The organism is Pedobacter quisquiliarum (assembly GCF_014642175.1).
In the GTDB taxonomy this organism is placed as follows: Bacteria; Bacteroidota; Bacteroidia; order Sphingobacteriales; family Sphingobacteriaceae; genus Pedobacter; species Pedobacter quisquiliarum.
Genome location: NZ_BMIL01000005.1, coordinates 1 through 16,660 on the forward strand (window position 1 = coordinate 1; position 16,660 = coordinate 16,660).

Annotated in this window: 11 protein-coding genes; 8 read left to right on the forward strand and 3 right to left on the reverse strand. The window is 46.7% G+C overall.

The genetic code is table 11. The features are described 5' to 3' along the window. Positions 1 to 343: 343 nt before the first annotated feature. From IEW69_RS08220 to IEW69_RS08240, 5 genes are all read left to right on the forward strand, one after another. On the forward strand, positions 344 to 1,039 hold the full coding sequence (locus IEW69_RS08220; protein ID WP_188626365.1) for a response regulator transcription factor: 696 nt from the start codon (positions 344 to 346) through the stop codon (positions 1,037 to 1,039). After that, on the forward strand, positions 1,023 to 2,384 hold the full coding sequence (locus IEW69_RS08225) for a HAMP domain-containing sensor histidine kinase (RefSeq protein WP_188626366.1): 1,362 nt from the start codon (positions 1,023 to 1,025) through the stop codon (positions 2,382 to 2,384). Before IEW69_RS08220 ends, IEW69_RS08225 begins: the two co-directional genes overlap by 17 nt. Positions 2,385 to 2,616: 232 nt before the next feature. Then, complete coding sequence (locus IEW69_RS08230; RefSeq protein ID WP_188626367.1) at positions 2,617 to 3,096, forward strand: hypothetical protein; 480 nt, start codon at positions 2,617 to 2,619, stop codon at positions 3,094 to 3,096. Between the two features lie 24 nt (positions 3,097 to 3,120). Then, positions 3,121 to 4,050 carry a bestrophin family protein gene (locus IEW69_RS08235; RefSeq protein WP_188626368.1) on the forward strand — a complete coding sequence of 310 codons (930 nt, stop codon included), beginning with the start codon at positions 3,121 to 3,123 and terminating at the stop codon, positions 4,048 to 4,050. A 114-nt stretch (positions 4,051 to 4,164) separates the two neighbouring features. After that, a complete protein-coding gene (locus IEW69_RS08240; RefSeq protein WP_188626369.1) occupies positions 4,165 to 6,978 on the forward strand; it encodes a DUF8487 domain-containing protein in 2,814 nt (937 codons plus the stop codon). A gap of 44 nt (positions 6,979 to 7,022) precedes the next feature. Here the strand turns inward: IEW69_RS08240 and IEW69_RS08245 are convergent, their stop codons facing one another. Next, positions 7,023 to 7,772 carry a helix-turn-helix transcriptional regulator gene (locus IEW69_RS08245; RefSeq protein ID WP_188626370.1) on the reverse strand — a complete coding sequence of 250 codons (750 nt, stop codon included), beginning with the start codon at positions 7,770 to 7,772 and terminating at the stop codon, positions 7,023 to 7,025. Positions 7,773 to 7,871: 99 nt separating this feature from the next. On the opposite strand from IEW69_RS08245, the gene IEW69_RS08250 reads away from it, so the two are divergent. The 3 genes from IEW69_RS08250 to IEW69_RS08260 all read left to right on the forward strand — a co-directional run bounded on the left by IEW69_RS08250 (position 7,872) and on the right by IEW69_RS08260 (position 12,866). Beyond that, a complete protein-coding gene (locus tag IEW69_RS08250) occupies positions 7,872 to 10,235 on the forward strand; it encodes a TonB-dependent receptor (RefSeq protein WP_188626371.1) in 2,364 nt (787 codons plus the stop codon). 73 nt (positions 10,236 to 10,308) lie between these two features. Next, positions 10,309 to 11,550 (forward strand): DUF4374 domain-containing protein, encoded by a 1,242-nt coding sequence (locus tag IEW69_RS08255; protein ID WP_188626372.1) that lies wholly within the window; start codon positions 10,309 to 10,311, stop codon positions 11,548 to 11,550. 17 nt (positions 11,551 to 11,567) lie between these two features. Then, positions 11,568 to 12,866 carry a PepSY-associated TM helix domain-containing protein gene (locus tag IEW69_RS08260; protein WP_188626628.1) on the forward strand — a complete coding sequence of 433 codons (1,299 nt, stop codon included), beginning with the start codon at positions 11,568 to 11,570 and terminating at the stop codon, positions 12,864 to 12,866. On the opposite strand, the gene IEW69_RS08265 is transcribed toward IEW69_RS08260, so the two are convergent. Together IEW69_RS08265 and IEW69_RS08270 are read right to left on the reverse strand one after the other, a co-directional pair. Next, positions 12,850 to 14,802: a sialate O-acetylesterase gene (locus tag IEW69_RS08265; protein WP_188626373.1), complete on the reverse strand. Its 1,953-nt coding sequence runs from the start codon at positions 14,800 to 14,802 to the stop codon at positions 12,850 to 12,852. The genes IEW69_RS08260 and IEW69_RS08265 overlap by 17 nt on opposite strands. A 79-nt stretch (positions 14,803 to 14,881) precedes the next feature. Then, complete coding sequence (locus IEW69_RS08270; protein WP_188626374.1) at positions 14,882 to 16,660, reverse strand: RagB/SusD family nutrient uptake outer membrane protein; 1,779 nt, start codon at positions 16,658 to 16,660, stop codon at positions 14,882 to 14,884.

A 16,660-nucleotide genomic window follows, 5' to 3' on the forward strand; every position in this document is an offset into this window, starting at 1 on the left:
GGGAGAGTAGGTCGGTGCCAAATCTTAAAGAAAGCCTGTAAGTGAAAACTTGCAGGCTTTTCTTGTATATACAGGTTTTTCTAATTGCTTCAATTCCTATAGCACCAGTCTGATTGCTGTATGATTCATCGAAGCTTATTTACTTTTACATAGATGCTTTTTCATAGACCCGTATTACGTTTAATATTTATTTATGGGTTCCTATTGACGCACGATCATTCTTTCGATCAGCCAAACAATTCCCTACGTTTAACCTTATGTTTTGTGTCAGGTACGTGTAGAACATACACTAACATGTCCGATTCTGGCATTATCTTTATACTTTTCAGAAAAATACAGACAATTGAAAATACTACTAATTGAGGATGAGCCTGGTTTGGTTTCTGTAATCATCAGAGGACTAAACGAAGCAGGCATGGAGGTAAGTGTGGCAGGGGATGGACAGATTGGTTTGGAGATGGCCATGAAGCATCAGTTTGATCTGATCATTCTAGACATCATGCTTCCGGGCATGAATGGCATCCAGGTATGCCGGGAGCTTCGTAAAGCGGATAACAACGTCGCTGTTTTAATGCTCACCGCCTTAAGTAGTACGGAAAACATCATTACAGGGCTCGACAGCGGTGCAGATGATTATCTGGTAAAACCCTTCAAGTTTGCAGAGTTAGAAGCCAGGATCCGTTCTCTGGTACGTAGAAGCAAGAATGTAGCCCCTGTTAGAAATACCCTGCGTATAGAAGGCCTTGAGGTCGACCTGCTCTCCAAGACTGTTAGTCGCGATGGGAAGCAGATCGTGTTAACGGCTACCGAATACCGCCTGTTGGAATACTTCCTACGCAACATGAACGTGGTGCTGTCACGCATTCAGATCCTGGAACATGTATGGGATATCGACTTTAACATGGGAACGAACGTTGTTGATGTATATATTAATTATCTTCGGAAAAAAATAGATCAAGGATATAACACGAAGTTGATCCATACCGTATTTGGAATGGGATACATGTTCAAAGCAGATGTTAATGAAGTTTCAGACTAAAATCACCCTGCTGTTTTTCGCAATATCAGCCGCAGGCTTGATCTTGCTCAATGCAGCAATTTTCTATTTTGTATCGCAGTTTAGCTTCAAAGACTTTTTCGACCGCCTGGAAGCGCGGGTAAACCTCACCGCACAAACAAACCTATTTACCGATCGCAATACTGACGCCTATAAAGAGGTCCGGGCAAGGTACCTGGAAAAGCTGGAGGATGAAAAGAACTATGTCGTGAAGATCGACAGCAATGAAGACAACTTTCCACATCCACTTAAGTTACCGCAAAGCTTCTACAAGTCTATTCTTGATAACGGAAGTGCAAAGTACAACGAATCCAACCACTTCTATTTCGGGAAAACCTTTGAAGCAAAGGGCGCCCGGTACATGGTTATTGTAGCTGCCTCAGACCCATATGGCTTTAAAGAGCTCACGCAGTTAAAAAAGATCCTGATCGTCTGCTTCCTCATCTCCATTGTGCTATCCTATATTGCGGGGATTGTCCTTTCGCACTATACCATGAAGCCCATTCAGGATATTACCATTAGTGTGAAGCAGATTAAAGCCAATAACCTGCATTCGCGACTCCCGGAGGTTAAGGGAAATGATGTGGTCTCCAGCTTGATTTCTACTTTCAATACCATGTTAACCCGGTTGGAAACTGCGTTTGAGACGCAGAATAACTTTATCAGCAATGCTTCCCATGAATTGAGAACCCCTTTAACGATCATGACTAGTGAGGCAGAACTATTGCTATCTGGAAGGAAGCTGGATCCAGTTTCAGAGGCATCGGTAAAGACCATTCTTGCAGAAGCGGAAAAGCTGCATCATATACTAACCAGCTTGCTTGGCCTCGCCCAATCCGGCTTCGACGGTAAGAAGCAGAATTGGCAGCAGATCCGGGTGGATGAGCTGGTCATGAATGTGGCTGACGCCGTGAAGAAAATAGATGCAGATTGTACCATTGATATTGACTTCTCCACCTTACCGGAAGAAGAATCCCAGTTATATACCGCTGGGAACAACAACCTGCTTTTGCTTGCGCTCAGCAACATCGTGATGAATGGTTGTAAATACTCCAAAAAACAACCAGTTAAAGTTCAGGCGAAGACGGAAAATGGGTTTATCGTCATTGTGGTAACGGATAATGGTATCGGTATTCCGGAAAAAGATCAGCAGCATGTATTTGAACCGTTCTTCAGGGCTTCCAACACCAGTGAATTTGAAGGCTTCGGCATCGGTCTGCCACTTACCCTTAATATCATCAGATTACATAAGGGTTCCATCGGCATTAGTTCGCAGGAAGATAAGGGTACTGAAATACAGGTTTACCTGCCCATTTCTGTCGGTTAATCTAGTAACCGGCATGATTTAAACGACCATTTCTAATAACTTTCTAATGCGCATGGCATTCTAATAAGCTTCTTATTCGTAAATCGTTGAAATTGAGTTGTTCAGGTTTGATTTGTCCTTTTTAGGCCTATTTCATTTCTAATGAAGGTCTAATGTGATGCTTATTTCATTTTAATGTCTCAGGGGTAGTATTGTATTGTAAATAAACAAGCAATCACTTAAACCTACTGATATGAAAAACATCTTAATTCCCACCGATTTCAATGTTAACAGTTTAACATGTATCAAAGATCTGTGCAGACAGTATGAAGATAGCAGAATCCAGCTAACCTTCATTCACCTTTTTAAAATTTCTGACTCCATTACAGACTTGTTGATGCTTTCAAGGCGCAATAAGGAATATGATTTTGTGAGTGACGAATTCTATCAGGCATGTGCGTCGCTGAAAGCAAGATTTCCCCAGCTCGTAAATGTGAAGGTCGACTTCTTCTATGGCAGCACATTGGGTATGTTCAGAAACTACCTGGAAGCGCATGATATTGATGGGGTGCTGGATCTGAAAAACTGCTCCTTACAGCCGCTGAACAAGATGAGCGTAAATCCTGAAGGTCTGATTCAAAGATGCGGCCTTGATGTCATCAAAATTAAGCCGCAGGCGCAGCAAGCACAACCTGCCTATGTTGCGGAAGAACTCCTACAAGAAGCTGTTTAAAGCTGTTTACCTAAACTTACGACCATGCTACTAAAGAAAAACATACCATTTACATACATCCTGGGGAAGATCCGTAAGGAACTGATCTTTGTATCCCTGTACTCCATTCTGGTGGCGCTGATGTATAATAACTTTCATTTTACAAGGATTTCCATCCCCATTGCGATTCCCACGATCTTAGGTACGGTCATCTCTCTACTATTGGCCTTTAAATCCAATCAGGCTTATGATCGCTGGTGGGAAGCCCGAACGCTTTGGGGTGCGATATTGAACGATTCCAGAACACTGACAAGACAGTTGCTCACCTTCGTGGACGTAGATTATGGTTCTGAAGAAAAAAGAGCTTTCTGCGAAAGGATGGCACACCGCCAGATTGCCTGGAACTTCAGTTTAAGTCGCCACCTGCGTAACCAGGATCCAACTTATCAGCTTGAAAAGTGGATTTCCGAGGAAGACCTGCAGAATGTGAAAAACTACACCAATATACCTGTGGGCCTATTGGAGCTGCAGGGTAATGATCTGCGCTATGCTTATAAGCTGGGCTGGATTAACGAATTCCAGCAGGTCGAGATTGACCGTACCTTCAGCAGGCTTACCGATGAACTCGGAGGTTGTGAAAGGATTAAAAACACGGTATTCCCGGCAACATACAGCATTTACATCCACATGTCGCTAATTCTGTTTATCCTATTGCTGCCCTTCGGATTAATTGAATTCTTCGGTGTTGTGGAGATACCATTGGTAATCGCGATTTCAAGCTCATTTTTTCTTATTGAGAAAATGGCCATTCACTTGCAGGATCCTTTTGAGAACATGCCTACAGATACACCGACGACCACCATCTCGATGACTGCGGAGCGTGACATTAAACAAATGCTTAAGGAAAGCTACAAGGCGGAAGAAAAACCTCAAGGCACCGTACAAGGTCCTTCGAAAGTGTTTTTCATTCTTTAAGGCCATCTATCGATCTATCTACCGGTGACGGGCTGCTAATTGGCAGCCCGTTTTTTTGCAATAAACTTTGGGTGGATAGTTTTAAATTAGGCATTCCTTTACGTTAGCATACACATGAAAGTAACCTTCCTCGCGCTCCTGCTTAGCTTTACAACTGTTTTTTCTTTCGCCCAATCTGGCATTAACAAGCATGATATACCAACAAGAGCGCGGTTGGACTTAAAGGGCGCATGGGAGTTTGCACTAGATTCGGCGGATAAAGGCATTCAGGAGCAATGGTACTCGAAGGACTTTGATGGACAGATGAATCTGCCTGGTACAACCGACCTCAACAAAAAGGGCTACCATAATCAGGATTTAACAACCATGCATTATAGCCGCGTGTACAAATACGAAGGTCCCGCATGGTACCGCCGCAAAGTGATTATACCAAAGGATTTTAAGGGGAAACACATCAGCCTGTTTTTGGAACGTACCAAGACGACCAAAGTCTGGATCGATCAGACCTTAGTTGGCGGCTCTTCAATTCTACAGTCGCCCCAGACATTCGACCTATCTAAGTACCTCACACCAGGTGAACACACCGTTACGATACGGGTAGACAATATCCTAAAGCTGACGCCTTACGGCAACGTGCACATCTATTCTGATGACGCGCAGACAAACTGGAATGGCATCATCGGGGAGCTGTTTCTGGAAGCAACTGCAAAAACATACATCAACAACCTTCAGGTTTTTCCGGATGTTGAGCATAAAAAGATTAACGTCAAAATGGGCATTAGCAATGCAGCCGATTTAAAGCAGGTTACGGTGGACTTGCAGCTGGAGCATATCGCGGATGGGAAAATCACTAAATTGGCAACACAACGCTTTAAGCAAGCAAGTGCTGCTGAAATGACCTTAAGCTACGATTTCGGTGATGCGATGCAGCTTTGGGATGAGTATAACCGGCCGCTATATCGGTTAACCGCTGCCATTTCAGGAGGAAAGATTAAAGATGCTGCTACTGCTGAGTTTGGAATGCGAAAGTTCTCTACCAATGGCACACAGTTCAGCATCAACGGCCGCACAACGTTCTTAAAGGGAAAGCACGATGCTGCTGTTTTTCCTTTAACGGGTCATCCGCCGATGGATGTAGATGGCTGGCTGAAGATCTTCAACGTTGCGAAGGCGTGGGGCATCAATCATTACCGGTTCCATTCCTGGTCGCCACCAAAAGCAGCATTCACCGCTGCCGATCAGCTGGGCATTTACCTGCAAGTGGAGCTGCCATTTTGGGGCGGCCTGGACAATGACACGCTTGCCTCCGCACTGCGGGCAGAAGGCATTGCCATGCTCAAACATTTTGCAAATCACCCATCGTTTGTGATGTTTTCCCATGGTAATGAAATCTGGGGTGGTCACGATCGCGTGGAACAGAATATATTGGCTTTTAAAGCCTATGATCCACGCCCGCTTTATACCATGGGCTCTAACGTAAATATTGGCTATCATCCACTACAGAAATCCTCAGATTTCTTCGTAGGATCCAGAACCGGCTCCAAAGGGGATACGATACTTACCCATACCCGGATGACACATGCTTTTGCGGATTCCAAAAATGGTGCACGCCTAAATGCCCTGCCACCTTCTACAGATTTTGATTACAGCTACCCGGTGTCGGAGTTGCGGGTGCCGATTGTGAGTCACGAGATCGGTCAGTATCAGATTTATCCGGATTACCGCGAAATTTCCAAGTACACCGGCGTCGTGGAAGCCAGGAACCTGGAGGTGTTTAAGCAGCGGTTGCAAAGTGCGGGAATGATGGATCAGAACATCGCGTTCCAGCAAGCATCTGGAATGTGGGCCGCACTATGTTATAAAGCAGAGCTGGAAGCGGCGTTCCGCACCAGCGGTTTTGGTGGTTTTCAGCTGTTGGACTTACAGGACTTCCCTGGTCAGGGGACGGCACTGGTGGGCATCCTTGATGCATTCATGGATGATAAAAAGGTGATTAGCAAGGAAGACTGGCGCATGTCAATTAACGATGTGGTGCTGCTGGCTGCCTTTCCAAAGTACGTGTGGACCAATGGTGAACCTTTTAAAGCCAAATTAGAGGTTGCAAACTACTCGAATAAAGATCTTCAACAAGCCATAATCTGGAAATTAAAAAGGAAAAATGGTACGCCCATCGCTATGTCGGTACTGGAAGGTATGGTCTTTAAACAAGGTGGGCTGACCACCGTGAAAGAGATTAACATTCCGCTGTCGGCTATAAAGCAGGCAGAACAGCTGTTTCTGGAGATTACGCTGGAAAATACAGCTTACAAGAATGTTTACCCGATCTGGGTTTATCCGCAAGATGCGCCTGTGGCCCCTAAGAAGGCCGTTAATGTGCTGACCAGGTTAGATGCCAACACGTTGAAGCAGCTGCAAGGCGGTGCGAAGGTGTTACTTTTCCCTCAGGCTGCTGATGTGAAAGCAAATGCTGTGGGCGGTTTATTTCCGCCTGAGTTCTGGAACTATGGCATGTTTAAAGGCATTAGTGAAAGCAATAAAAAGCCTGTCTCTCCCGGGACACTTGGCCTGCTGACCAACGCCGATCACCCTTTATTTAGAGATTTTCCTACGGATAGCCACACCAACTGGCAATGGTATTCTATCATCAAAGCAAGCAACCCGTTGATTCTGGACAAAACAAGTCAGGCTTACCGGCCAGTTGTTCAGGTGATTGATAATTTAGAGCGTAACCACAAGCTGGGCATGGTATTCGAGTTCAAGGTTGGCAAAGGGAAACTACTGGTCTGTATGTCTCAGCTAAACCTGATCATGGATAAACCTGAAGCCAGGCAGTTTTACAATTCAATTGTCAATTACATGAATACCTCAGACTTTAATCCTGCTCAGGACATTGATGCCGCGCAGTTAAGGGAATTAGGGCTGCTGTAGTTTCAGCAGAAATTTAAAGCCAGCAATGCAAGCCTGAGGTTCAGTTATGATTTTTTCACCTGCGAAGGGGAGATGTTGTAGCGCTTTTTGAAAGCTGCCGAAAAGTGGTTGGTATGTTTATAGCCCAGCATACTCGCAATTTCTTTAAGGCTCAATGCCTGGGCATCCTCCAGCAGCAATTTCGCTTTTAACATTTTCATGTCCGTAGTGAACGTGAAGATCGTTTTGCCAAACATATCTTTAAAACTTTCCTGGAGCTTGGTGCGGTTCATGCCGGAGATTTCAGCGAGCTGCTCAATGGAGTAGCAGTTTTGCAGGTTCAGGGAAATCAGCTCCTTCACCTCTGTGAGCATCGCAATCTCTCTGACGGTCCAGCGCCCGGAAGGCTTTTCCATATATTCCGAAGATAACATCAGCACCAGTAGTTCAGAAACCTTTGCCTTGAGGTAAGGCTCACGAAATCGTGGATGGAAGTCGCCTTCCAGTAGTTCAAATATGATGTTCCGGACCCCTGATGTTATTCTCTTTGCAGCAAAAGAGCCAGTGGCATCCATGCCATCACTAATCGGAAACTCACCGGTTAATTTCATGTAAGTGTCTTCAGAAATCGTTATCGCAAGTATTGGAGCTTGTTCGGGCTGGTTTGTTAAATCTTGCGGTGCTTCTGGAGCATACCGATAGCTAAGGTACAATAGATCTGTACCGAAAAAGATGCTAACTAATGGATAGTCAATCGGTTCGAAGGTAGTTTCTAATATAAATTCCGTTGTTTTTCTAATCTGAACCTTAAACATTGTGCTGTTAAATCCGTACGAATTGCTGCAAATCTCGTAGATGGTATCCTGTATTTTTGGCCAAGTTAAGAATTAGTCTAAATAAGCCTGTTATACAAAATGCAACTTTCAACGATAAAAATCTATTTCCCTATCCCATTTCTACTGCTGATCTTTCTTGGTTTCTCTGTGCATGCGCAGCAACTGCACAGCTTTAATGGCCAGGTAAAAAGTGCCGATGGTACCCCGGTGTATGGTGCAGGAATAGAGATCCGCTCTACCGGAAAGACAAGTCTTACGGATAAAGAAGGCAAGTTCCGGTTAATGTTAGCATCCGGAACATACACGCTTCGGATTACGCATATCGGGTTTACAGCGCTGGATCGGAAGATTACCGTTCCTGCGGAGGGCAATACAGAACTTCAGTTCATCCTGAAAGACTCGGAGCAGGATCTTTCAGAAGTCTCCGTGATTGGCCGCACGGTTGCGCAGGAAACGAACCGTCAGGCTTTCAATGTATCGGCCATTGATGCGAAGAAGCTTTATAATACCACATTGGATATTTCCGGTGCGCTGGACCGCGTGGCGGGTATTCGTGTGCGGGAATCTGGTGGTGTAGGTTCAAACTTCAACCTGTCGCTGAATGGCTTTTCAGGTAATCATGTGAAGTACTTCATCGATGGTATCCCAATGGATAATTTCGGATCTTCTTTCCAGATCAACAACATCCCCATCAATATTGCCGAGCGTGTGGAGGTCTACAAAGGTGTAGTACCCATGTGGCTGGGTTCTGATGCACTGGGTGGCGCCGTAAATATTGTTACGGGCGACAAGTACCGCAACTATTTTGATGCTTCTTATTCTTTCGGATCTTTCAATACGCATCGTACGGTGATTAACGCTGCTGCAACAACAGCAAAGGGGTTTACGGTACAACTGAATGCCTTTCAGAACTATTCTGACAATGATTACAGCGTGACCGTGGAAGCTTCGGATATAAACACTGGTGCCTATGCGCCGAAAGCGGCACTAAGACGTTTTCACGACAACTACCATAATGAAACCTTGATTGCCAACGTAGGTGTGGTGGACAAAAGTTACGCAGACAAGTTGTTGATCGGAATCACCCTGGGAAAAAACTACAAGGAAATTCAGACTGGTGCCCGTATGGTCTCTGTTTTTGGCGGCTGGCACCGCAGGGGCAACATCGTCATGCCAAGCTTGAAATACAAGAAGACGAACCTGATCAAGGGATTGGACTTAACGGTAAATGCCAACTACAACCTTGGTGAAGAGCAGAATATCGACACCATGAACGTTCGTTACGACTGGTACGGGAACAGTAAGCCACAAGGTAACAACGGGGAGCGTTCCAGAAGCCTGTACAAATACAAAAACAACAACGGCCTGGCGACAGCAACGCTGAATTACAAGATTGACGAACGGCAGTCGCTTGCACTCAGTGAAGTGTTCAGCACCTTTAATCGTAAGGGCAGCGATGAATTGAATCCACAGAACAACGAATACGAACGACCAAAGAAGACGAACAAGAATGTGCTTGGCTTTGGTTACAACTTCGATATCAAAGATAAGTGGAGTGCTACAGTGTTCGGTAAATACATCTATCAAGGCAATGTTGATGGCAGCGGCGCAAGCAATCAGGCCAATCAGAACAGGTTCGGCTATGGCGCTGCTGCGACTTACTTCATCAGCCAGAATTTACAATTAAAGACATCTTACGAACTGACTAACCGCATGCCTGAAGCCCAGGAAATCTTTGGTGACGTTGAAAATCAGGAGGGGAATGCCAACCTGAAACCTGAACAAAGTAACAATGTAAACCTGGGTATCACTTATGGGTTTCCATTGGACAAAGACAACACCATTTTACTTACCGCCAACGGGATCTACAGGCATGCGGATAATTTTATATACAACAGGCTGAATAACAATCAGTCGAAACTCGTGGCTGATAACCGGGATGGTGTAAGCACCTGGGGTGGGGATGCAGAGATCCGCTATTCGCACAAAAACTGGTTTACGGCCGGTACTACGGTGACCTATCAATTCCTTCGCAATCTACAGCAGTTTGAACCTGGATCCACAGGTGCCAGTCCGCTCTATTTAGATCAGATGCCAAACATCCCATACCTCTTCGGCAATGCTGATGTATCCGCCTCGGTAAAGGATTTTGGTAAGAAAGGCAACAACCTCACTGTTGGTTACAATTTGCTGTATGTGCATGCTTTCTGGCTGTACTGGCCAAGCCTGGGTGGTCGTGGTGCAGGCGATGAGAAGAAGGTCATTCCGCGACAGCTTTCACACGATGTGAATGTGGTTTACAGCATGGGCCGGGGCCGGTACAACATCGGGCTGGAAGCGAAGAACCTCGGCAATGCCGACTTGTTCGACAACTTCAGTCTGCAGAAGCCCGGGCGTTCCTTTTACCTGAACATCCGCTATTTCCTTAACGCAGGGCGATAAACAGGCTATCGCGAACAATAATGCAAATCAATCCATAACATATAAACCAACGCCTCATAAAACAATTATCATCATGAAAACCAATTTTACCAAAGCATTTATTGCACTCAGCTTTGCTGCTGTACTCAGCGCATGTACTAAAAACGAATCTAATGTTACACCTGTGGATCCGGTTTCACCGGGTGCGAATGGCAACTTTGTACTGGCCGTTACACCCGCAGCTTCTACAGGGGTGGCAGACTACCTGATCACGACGAACAGCCTGGACGAGGGTGTAGAGACGATTAAAAAGAATGGGGTGGAACAGGACGGGACCTACCGCTACTATGTGACGCATAACAACAAGTTCTTCAGTATGCTATATGGACAGGACAACCCAGGTGCGGTTACGACCTACGATGTTAAAGACGGCAAGCTGAACAAGCTTTCTAATTTTCAGACCGAAACTGTTCAGGCTTTTGCGCCCGTTAATGACGATCTGCTATTGTTGAAAATACCAAGGGACATTACAGCACCATTAGCCAACTGGTACCGTGTGAATACAAATTCGCTGCTGATTAGTGGTGAAGGTACGATCGATGTGCACGCACCATCCAACAATGGCGAGACGGCCTTCTTCAGCTGGATTAAACAGGTAGGTACCAAGGTGTATGCCCCATATTTCTCCATCAAGGCTTGCTGTAATGATGGATTTGGAACGGACTACCCAGATAATGCATGGATCGCTGTGTATTCGTATCCTGAAATGAAGCTGGAGAAAGTCATCAAGGACGATCGTACCAGCTTTATCGGCAGATACTTCACAGACGGACTTGCGGTTGTCGAAAACGGCGATGTTTACGCATTCTCTTCAAGTGTGGCAACCAAGGGCGGTGCGCTTACCTCTACTAAACCATCGGCAATTACCCGCATCAAGGCAGGTACTACAGAATTCGACAGAAGCTACCTGATGGACGTTGAAGCGGCATCAAACGGCTTTGTGGTAACCAACTGGTTGTATATCGGTGGAAATAACTTCGTGGTAAATGCAGATGCGAAGGCGGAAAAAGGCGCTTTCAATACCGGCAAAAGGCTGGGTATTGTGAACGTGGTTGATAAAACTTTTAAGATGGTTACAGGACTGCCCGAAGTTTCCCAAATCCAGGCGGTAACATCAAATAACTACAGCCCTAAAGATGGTAAAACCGCATACTTCGGTGTAACTCTTAAAGATGGGTCAAGCTACGTGTATAAGATTGACGCATCAAATGCGACAGCAACCCGCGGCTTAAAAGTAGAAGGTGGCGTGATCACAGCAATTCAACATTTAAAATAACATTAATCATGACAATGATGGCAGGCGCAAAACAAACCCCTGGAAAGAAGTCGGCTAAAGATTCACGCTTTACCCGCATTAACAAATGGCTGCATTTATGGCTTGGGCTTGCCTCTGGCATCATTGTCTTAATTGTATGCCTTACTGGTTGCATCTGGGTTTTCAATGAAGAAATTACCGGACTGCTGGAGCCGGAGACGAAGATTGAAAGGCAGGACAAACCCGTCCTTAAGCCTTCACAGTTACAACACATTGCCGCAGGCTTGTATCCCGATAAGGTGATCGGTTATGCGCAATACCAGCAAGGAAGAACCATAAACCTGGTGTTGCGGAATCCGGAGGAAACCGGCAGGCGGGGTGGTGGCATAACCTTGAAGCTAAACCCCTATACCGGTGAGCTACTGAAGAAGGAAGTACGCCAAAAAGGGGAAACGGACTTCTTCCGCTTTATCCTGAATGGCCACCGCTTTTTGTGGCTACCCTTTGAAATAGGTCGGCCGGTAGTGAACTACGGGACCCTGGTTTTCGTGGTGCTGCTGATTACAGGCATGATCTGGTGGTACCCGAAAAAGTGGAGCAAATCGACAGTAGATAAAAGCTTTAAGATAAAATGGGGTGCTTCTTTCAAGCGTGTAAACCTTGATCTGCATAATGTACTCGGGTTCTACTCGCTGCTATTCCTCCTGGCCATTGCCTTATCGGGCATGGTGTATGGCATTCAGTGGTACAGCGAAGGGGTGTACTGGGTAACTTCCGGTGGGGAGAAATTACCGGAGTACAACAGGCGGATGCAGTCGGACAGCCTTGCGCTGAACAAGTTTTACACTGCCGAACAAGCCATGGACCTGGCCTGGAACAAGGTCATCAACAACCACCCGAAGTCCGAAGGGTTCTACTATGTATATCCGGATCTATCTAAGGCCACATCGGCGATTGACATCACGGTATATCCAACTGCAGGGCAGTTTTACAACAGTCAGGGATACACTTTTGACCGGCACACCCTGGCACCATTAAAGCGCGAAGATGTGTACTCGAAAAGTTATGCGTCTTCAGACTTTGGCGGCAAACTTCGGAAGATGAACTACGATATCCACGTGGGTAGCATTTTAGGCTTTCCAGGGAAAGTACTGGCCTTCCTTGCGACCTTAATCGGGGGAACCCTACCGGTAACCGGTTTTCTGATCTGGTACGGCCGGAAGTTTAAGAAGAAGAAAGTGGCCAAGCTGGCTGCGCCTTCGGAAGTGCCTGATGTAAAGGTTAAACCGAGGGTATTGCGCAGCAAGCAGGAAGCCGAGTCTATTCATCAGTTTTAAAGGGCGAAGCTGGTAATCCCTCCTGATTGTACAAATTGGCGAAATCGGGGTTATCTGCCCATGCATAACGCACATATCGTGGCTGTTGAATTTGCTTGCTGGATACCACAACTTCGTTGCCTTCAATCGCTGCGGTTCCCCAGACGAACTTCTTATCAGCACCAGCGATGGCGAAATGCTTCAGTGTCTTATCGCCTTTGGCGACTAAGCCCGAGCCTGTAGTGCTGAAGCGGATTCTGATTTGGTCACCTTCAACTATTGCAGACTCGAACATGGGTCCGTAGGCGACAACTTTGGCATCGCCGTAGGCGACCTTCTGTGCAGCAAGGGCCATCCTTTTGCCGATGGTTTGTTTATCCAGCGGGTGGATATCGTTCCACTCACCGGCGTCAATGCCAACGGCCATGCCGGTATTCGGTACAGCGAGTGTTCTCCGCTGACCTTCCCTTAACACCGCCCATTTGCTCTCGGCAGGGGCGTAGTCGACCTCCATGAAGTTGGGTAGTTGCGCATAGATGAAAGGCAGGTTCGGCTGCGCCCATTTGCTTCGCCAGTCTGCAATCAGTGCTTTCAGCAGGGTTTCATATTCTTCAGGTTTGTGTGAGTTGGTCTCGCCCTGGTACCAAAGCACGCCCTTGATGGCATAAGGGAGTACGGGTGCGACCATCGACTTGTACAAGCCTGTAGGTTCATCCTGCGCAGAGAAGTTTGGTGTTGAAGGGATATCCTTTGAGAAGGTAAAAACCTGTCCCACTTTATACTGCCAGTCGCCGCGAAGGTCTATGGTCTGCCCATCTACCAACAGGTTGTACGATTTATCCGGCACGAAGCCACCTTTGTCTGTAGTATTGGTTAAGCGGATTACAATGGTGTTCTTGCCAGCTTTGAGCAGTCCTGCCGGGATTTCGTACCTTCTGGGTGGATACTTATAAGTCACATTACCGACCTGCTTACCATTTACGTAGGTTTCATCTGCATCAACCATGGCGCCGAACATCAGCTTTCCGGCTTTGCCGTTCACGCTTTCCGGTAAGGTAATCTCCTTTCTGAACCAAACGACACCTTTCAAGCCCCGGATGCCTTGGTCTTCCCAGTAGCCGGGCAGCCAGAATGCATGCCAGTTTTCCGGCACATACGTGGGATCGTACCAGGTCTTTGCACCTTTCAGGCCGGCATCGTCAGGTGTGAACTGTGCCGCAACTGCCTTGTTTTTAACGGCGGTTTGCTGCACCAGGTTCTTCACGAATAGGCTGTCTTTTAGCTGTTCAACGCGGCTCGCATATTGGGGAATTTGTTTTAAACCTTCTTCACTGGTCCAGGCCTGGATGGGCGTGCCTCCAACGCTGGAGTTGATGATGCCGATTGGCACTTTGTATTTATTGTAAATGTCTTTGGCAAAGAAGTACGACACTGCGCCGAAGCTCAGAATGTGCTCCGGTACGGCTGGCGTCCATTTCCCTGGCGGAAGATCTTCACGAACCTTGCTTACATCAGCGATGGTGGGGATAAAGAAATTCCGTATCTCCGGGTAATTTACCGTGGCAACTTCATTCGCAAACTTTTCCTTCACCCGTTCCATTGGTAGTGCCATGTTCGACTGCCCTGAGCAAAACCACACATCGCCGATCAGGATGTCTTTCAGTTGAATGCTGTTGCTGGCGCGGATGTTCATGGTGTAAGGGCCGCCAGCTTTCAAGGGTTTCATCATGATGTGCCATTTGCCCTCGCCGGAAGCGGTGGTGTTGTATGTTTTTCCATTGAAGGTTAGGCTGATCTTTTCGGCCGGTGCCGCCCAACCCCAGATTTTCAAAGGCGCGTTCCGCTGCAGTACCATGCCGTCACTTACAAGTTGCGGCAGACGAACTTGTGCAGGCAATTCTGTGAAAGAGAAGATGGCCAGTAGCGCCACCAAAAAGGTTTTAGATCTTGATTTCATATGGAAACAATAGGTGTTAAATCTAAAAAACAGACCTGGCATAACCAGATCTGTTTTAATGAAAGCGCATAGTATAAGGTTAGAATCCTGGGTTCTGAGGGAATGGAGGGCCCTGCGTTACCAATTGAATTTGTGTTTGTGGTATTGGTCTTAGGATCATATGTTCCTGAATGTTCGGACCAGCTTCTGCATTGTATTGCTTAACGCGACGAATCAAAGACTGCGTGCGGGCAAGATCCCACCACCTTAACGATTCTCCATAAAGCTCACGGGTACGTTCATCAAGGATGAAATCGATGGTGATCTGTCCTGGCGTAACCTGCATGTTTGCAACTGCATTTGCCGGCATGTTGTTCGGGCGGTATGCTGCACGGGTGCGTAACACATTGATCATCTCGGCAGCCGTATTCAGGTCGCCCATCTTGAATGCTGCTTCAGCAGCAATGAGGTAAACTTCAGAGAAGCGGAACAATACTGCTGGGCGCGATGAAGGATCGTTCACAGCAGGGCGGTTCGGATCATCAAACTTCTTTACTGCAGGGAAGAAGGTGTTGGTGCTCGCATTTGCATTTACACCACTCGCGGTAGCGGCTACGCTTGGTGGAAGAAAAACAACACCCTTGAAAGCGGCCCGTTTCGTTACACCTGGGTCGTATGGTGGCATCCAGATCGCTGTATCTACGCCCACGGTTAATGCACCACGAGGGGTAGTTACATTTGCCGTATTTGCAATCCAGGTGGTCTGGAAAGTATTCCAGTAGCGGAAATCGTTTGTTTTATCGCTGAACGCCACATTGTTCACGTAATCATAGTTCGGACGTACACGGAAGAAGGGACGGCCATTTGGAATGTCCCTGGTCATTACGCTCGCACCAGAGTTGGTCGGGTAGTTCGCGGTAACTGTCGGATAGTTGGGTCTGAAGAAATAAGCCCATCCATTTGCTTTACCACCGGAGTTTCCTGGTACAAAATCTCCGTACTTAGGATCCGTACTGCGTTCAATGGCGAACAAACTCTCCATGTTGGTTGCGTCATTCGCTGGATTATAGGCGTCAGCGTAGTTCTGATACAGGCCTTTTCCGTAGGTCGCTCTTTCGTTGATTAACTTTTGCGCAGTAGCAAGTGAATTACTGAAGTCGTCTGTTTGTGCTGCTTTAGACCAGCCGCGGCTTAGGTATGTTTTCGATAAAAGGTAAAGTGCACTGGCTTTTGTCGCTGCATGGCCACCAAATGGAGAGGCATTTTCACCAGGTTTGGTTTGCAACTCTGTGGACGCTTCCGTCAGATCTTTGATGATCTGTGCATACACATCAGCAATCGGTGCGCGGGAATCGGAGCGGGTTGCCGTATTGATGAAGGTGGTGTGCAATGGTACATCACCGAAGGTTTGCACCAGGTGGTAGTAGTAGAACGCACGAAGGAACTTGGCCTGCGCCAGGTAAGCGGTCCGAATACGCTCATCGGCAAAAGCTGCCGGTCCAAATTCCAATACACCGTTCAGCGTGTTGATGTCTTGGTAAGCAATTGCAAACACCCCGTAAAGTGGATTGTAAACCTCTGAAATGTTGTTTGTGTAGTTCTTGTACGTTGCGAAGTTGCTGCCACTCGAAGAAGCACCACCACCGGCAAGCGTTTCGTCTACCCCTAAATTGGTGTAGTACATGAATCCTTCAGTTCCCCAAAGGTTACGCAGATCTGAGTAAACGCCGGCAAGACCACCCACTACACCACCTTGTGAAGCAAGTACATTTGGCGTGATGTTCGACTTAGGCTCCTGATCCAGGATCTTTTTACACCCTGTGGCAGCTATTGCGCCAAGAGCGGTAAATATGATTGCTATTTTTTTATATGATTTCAT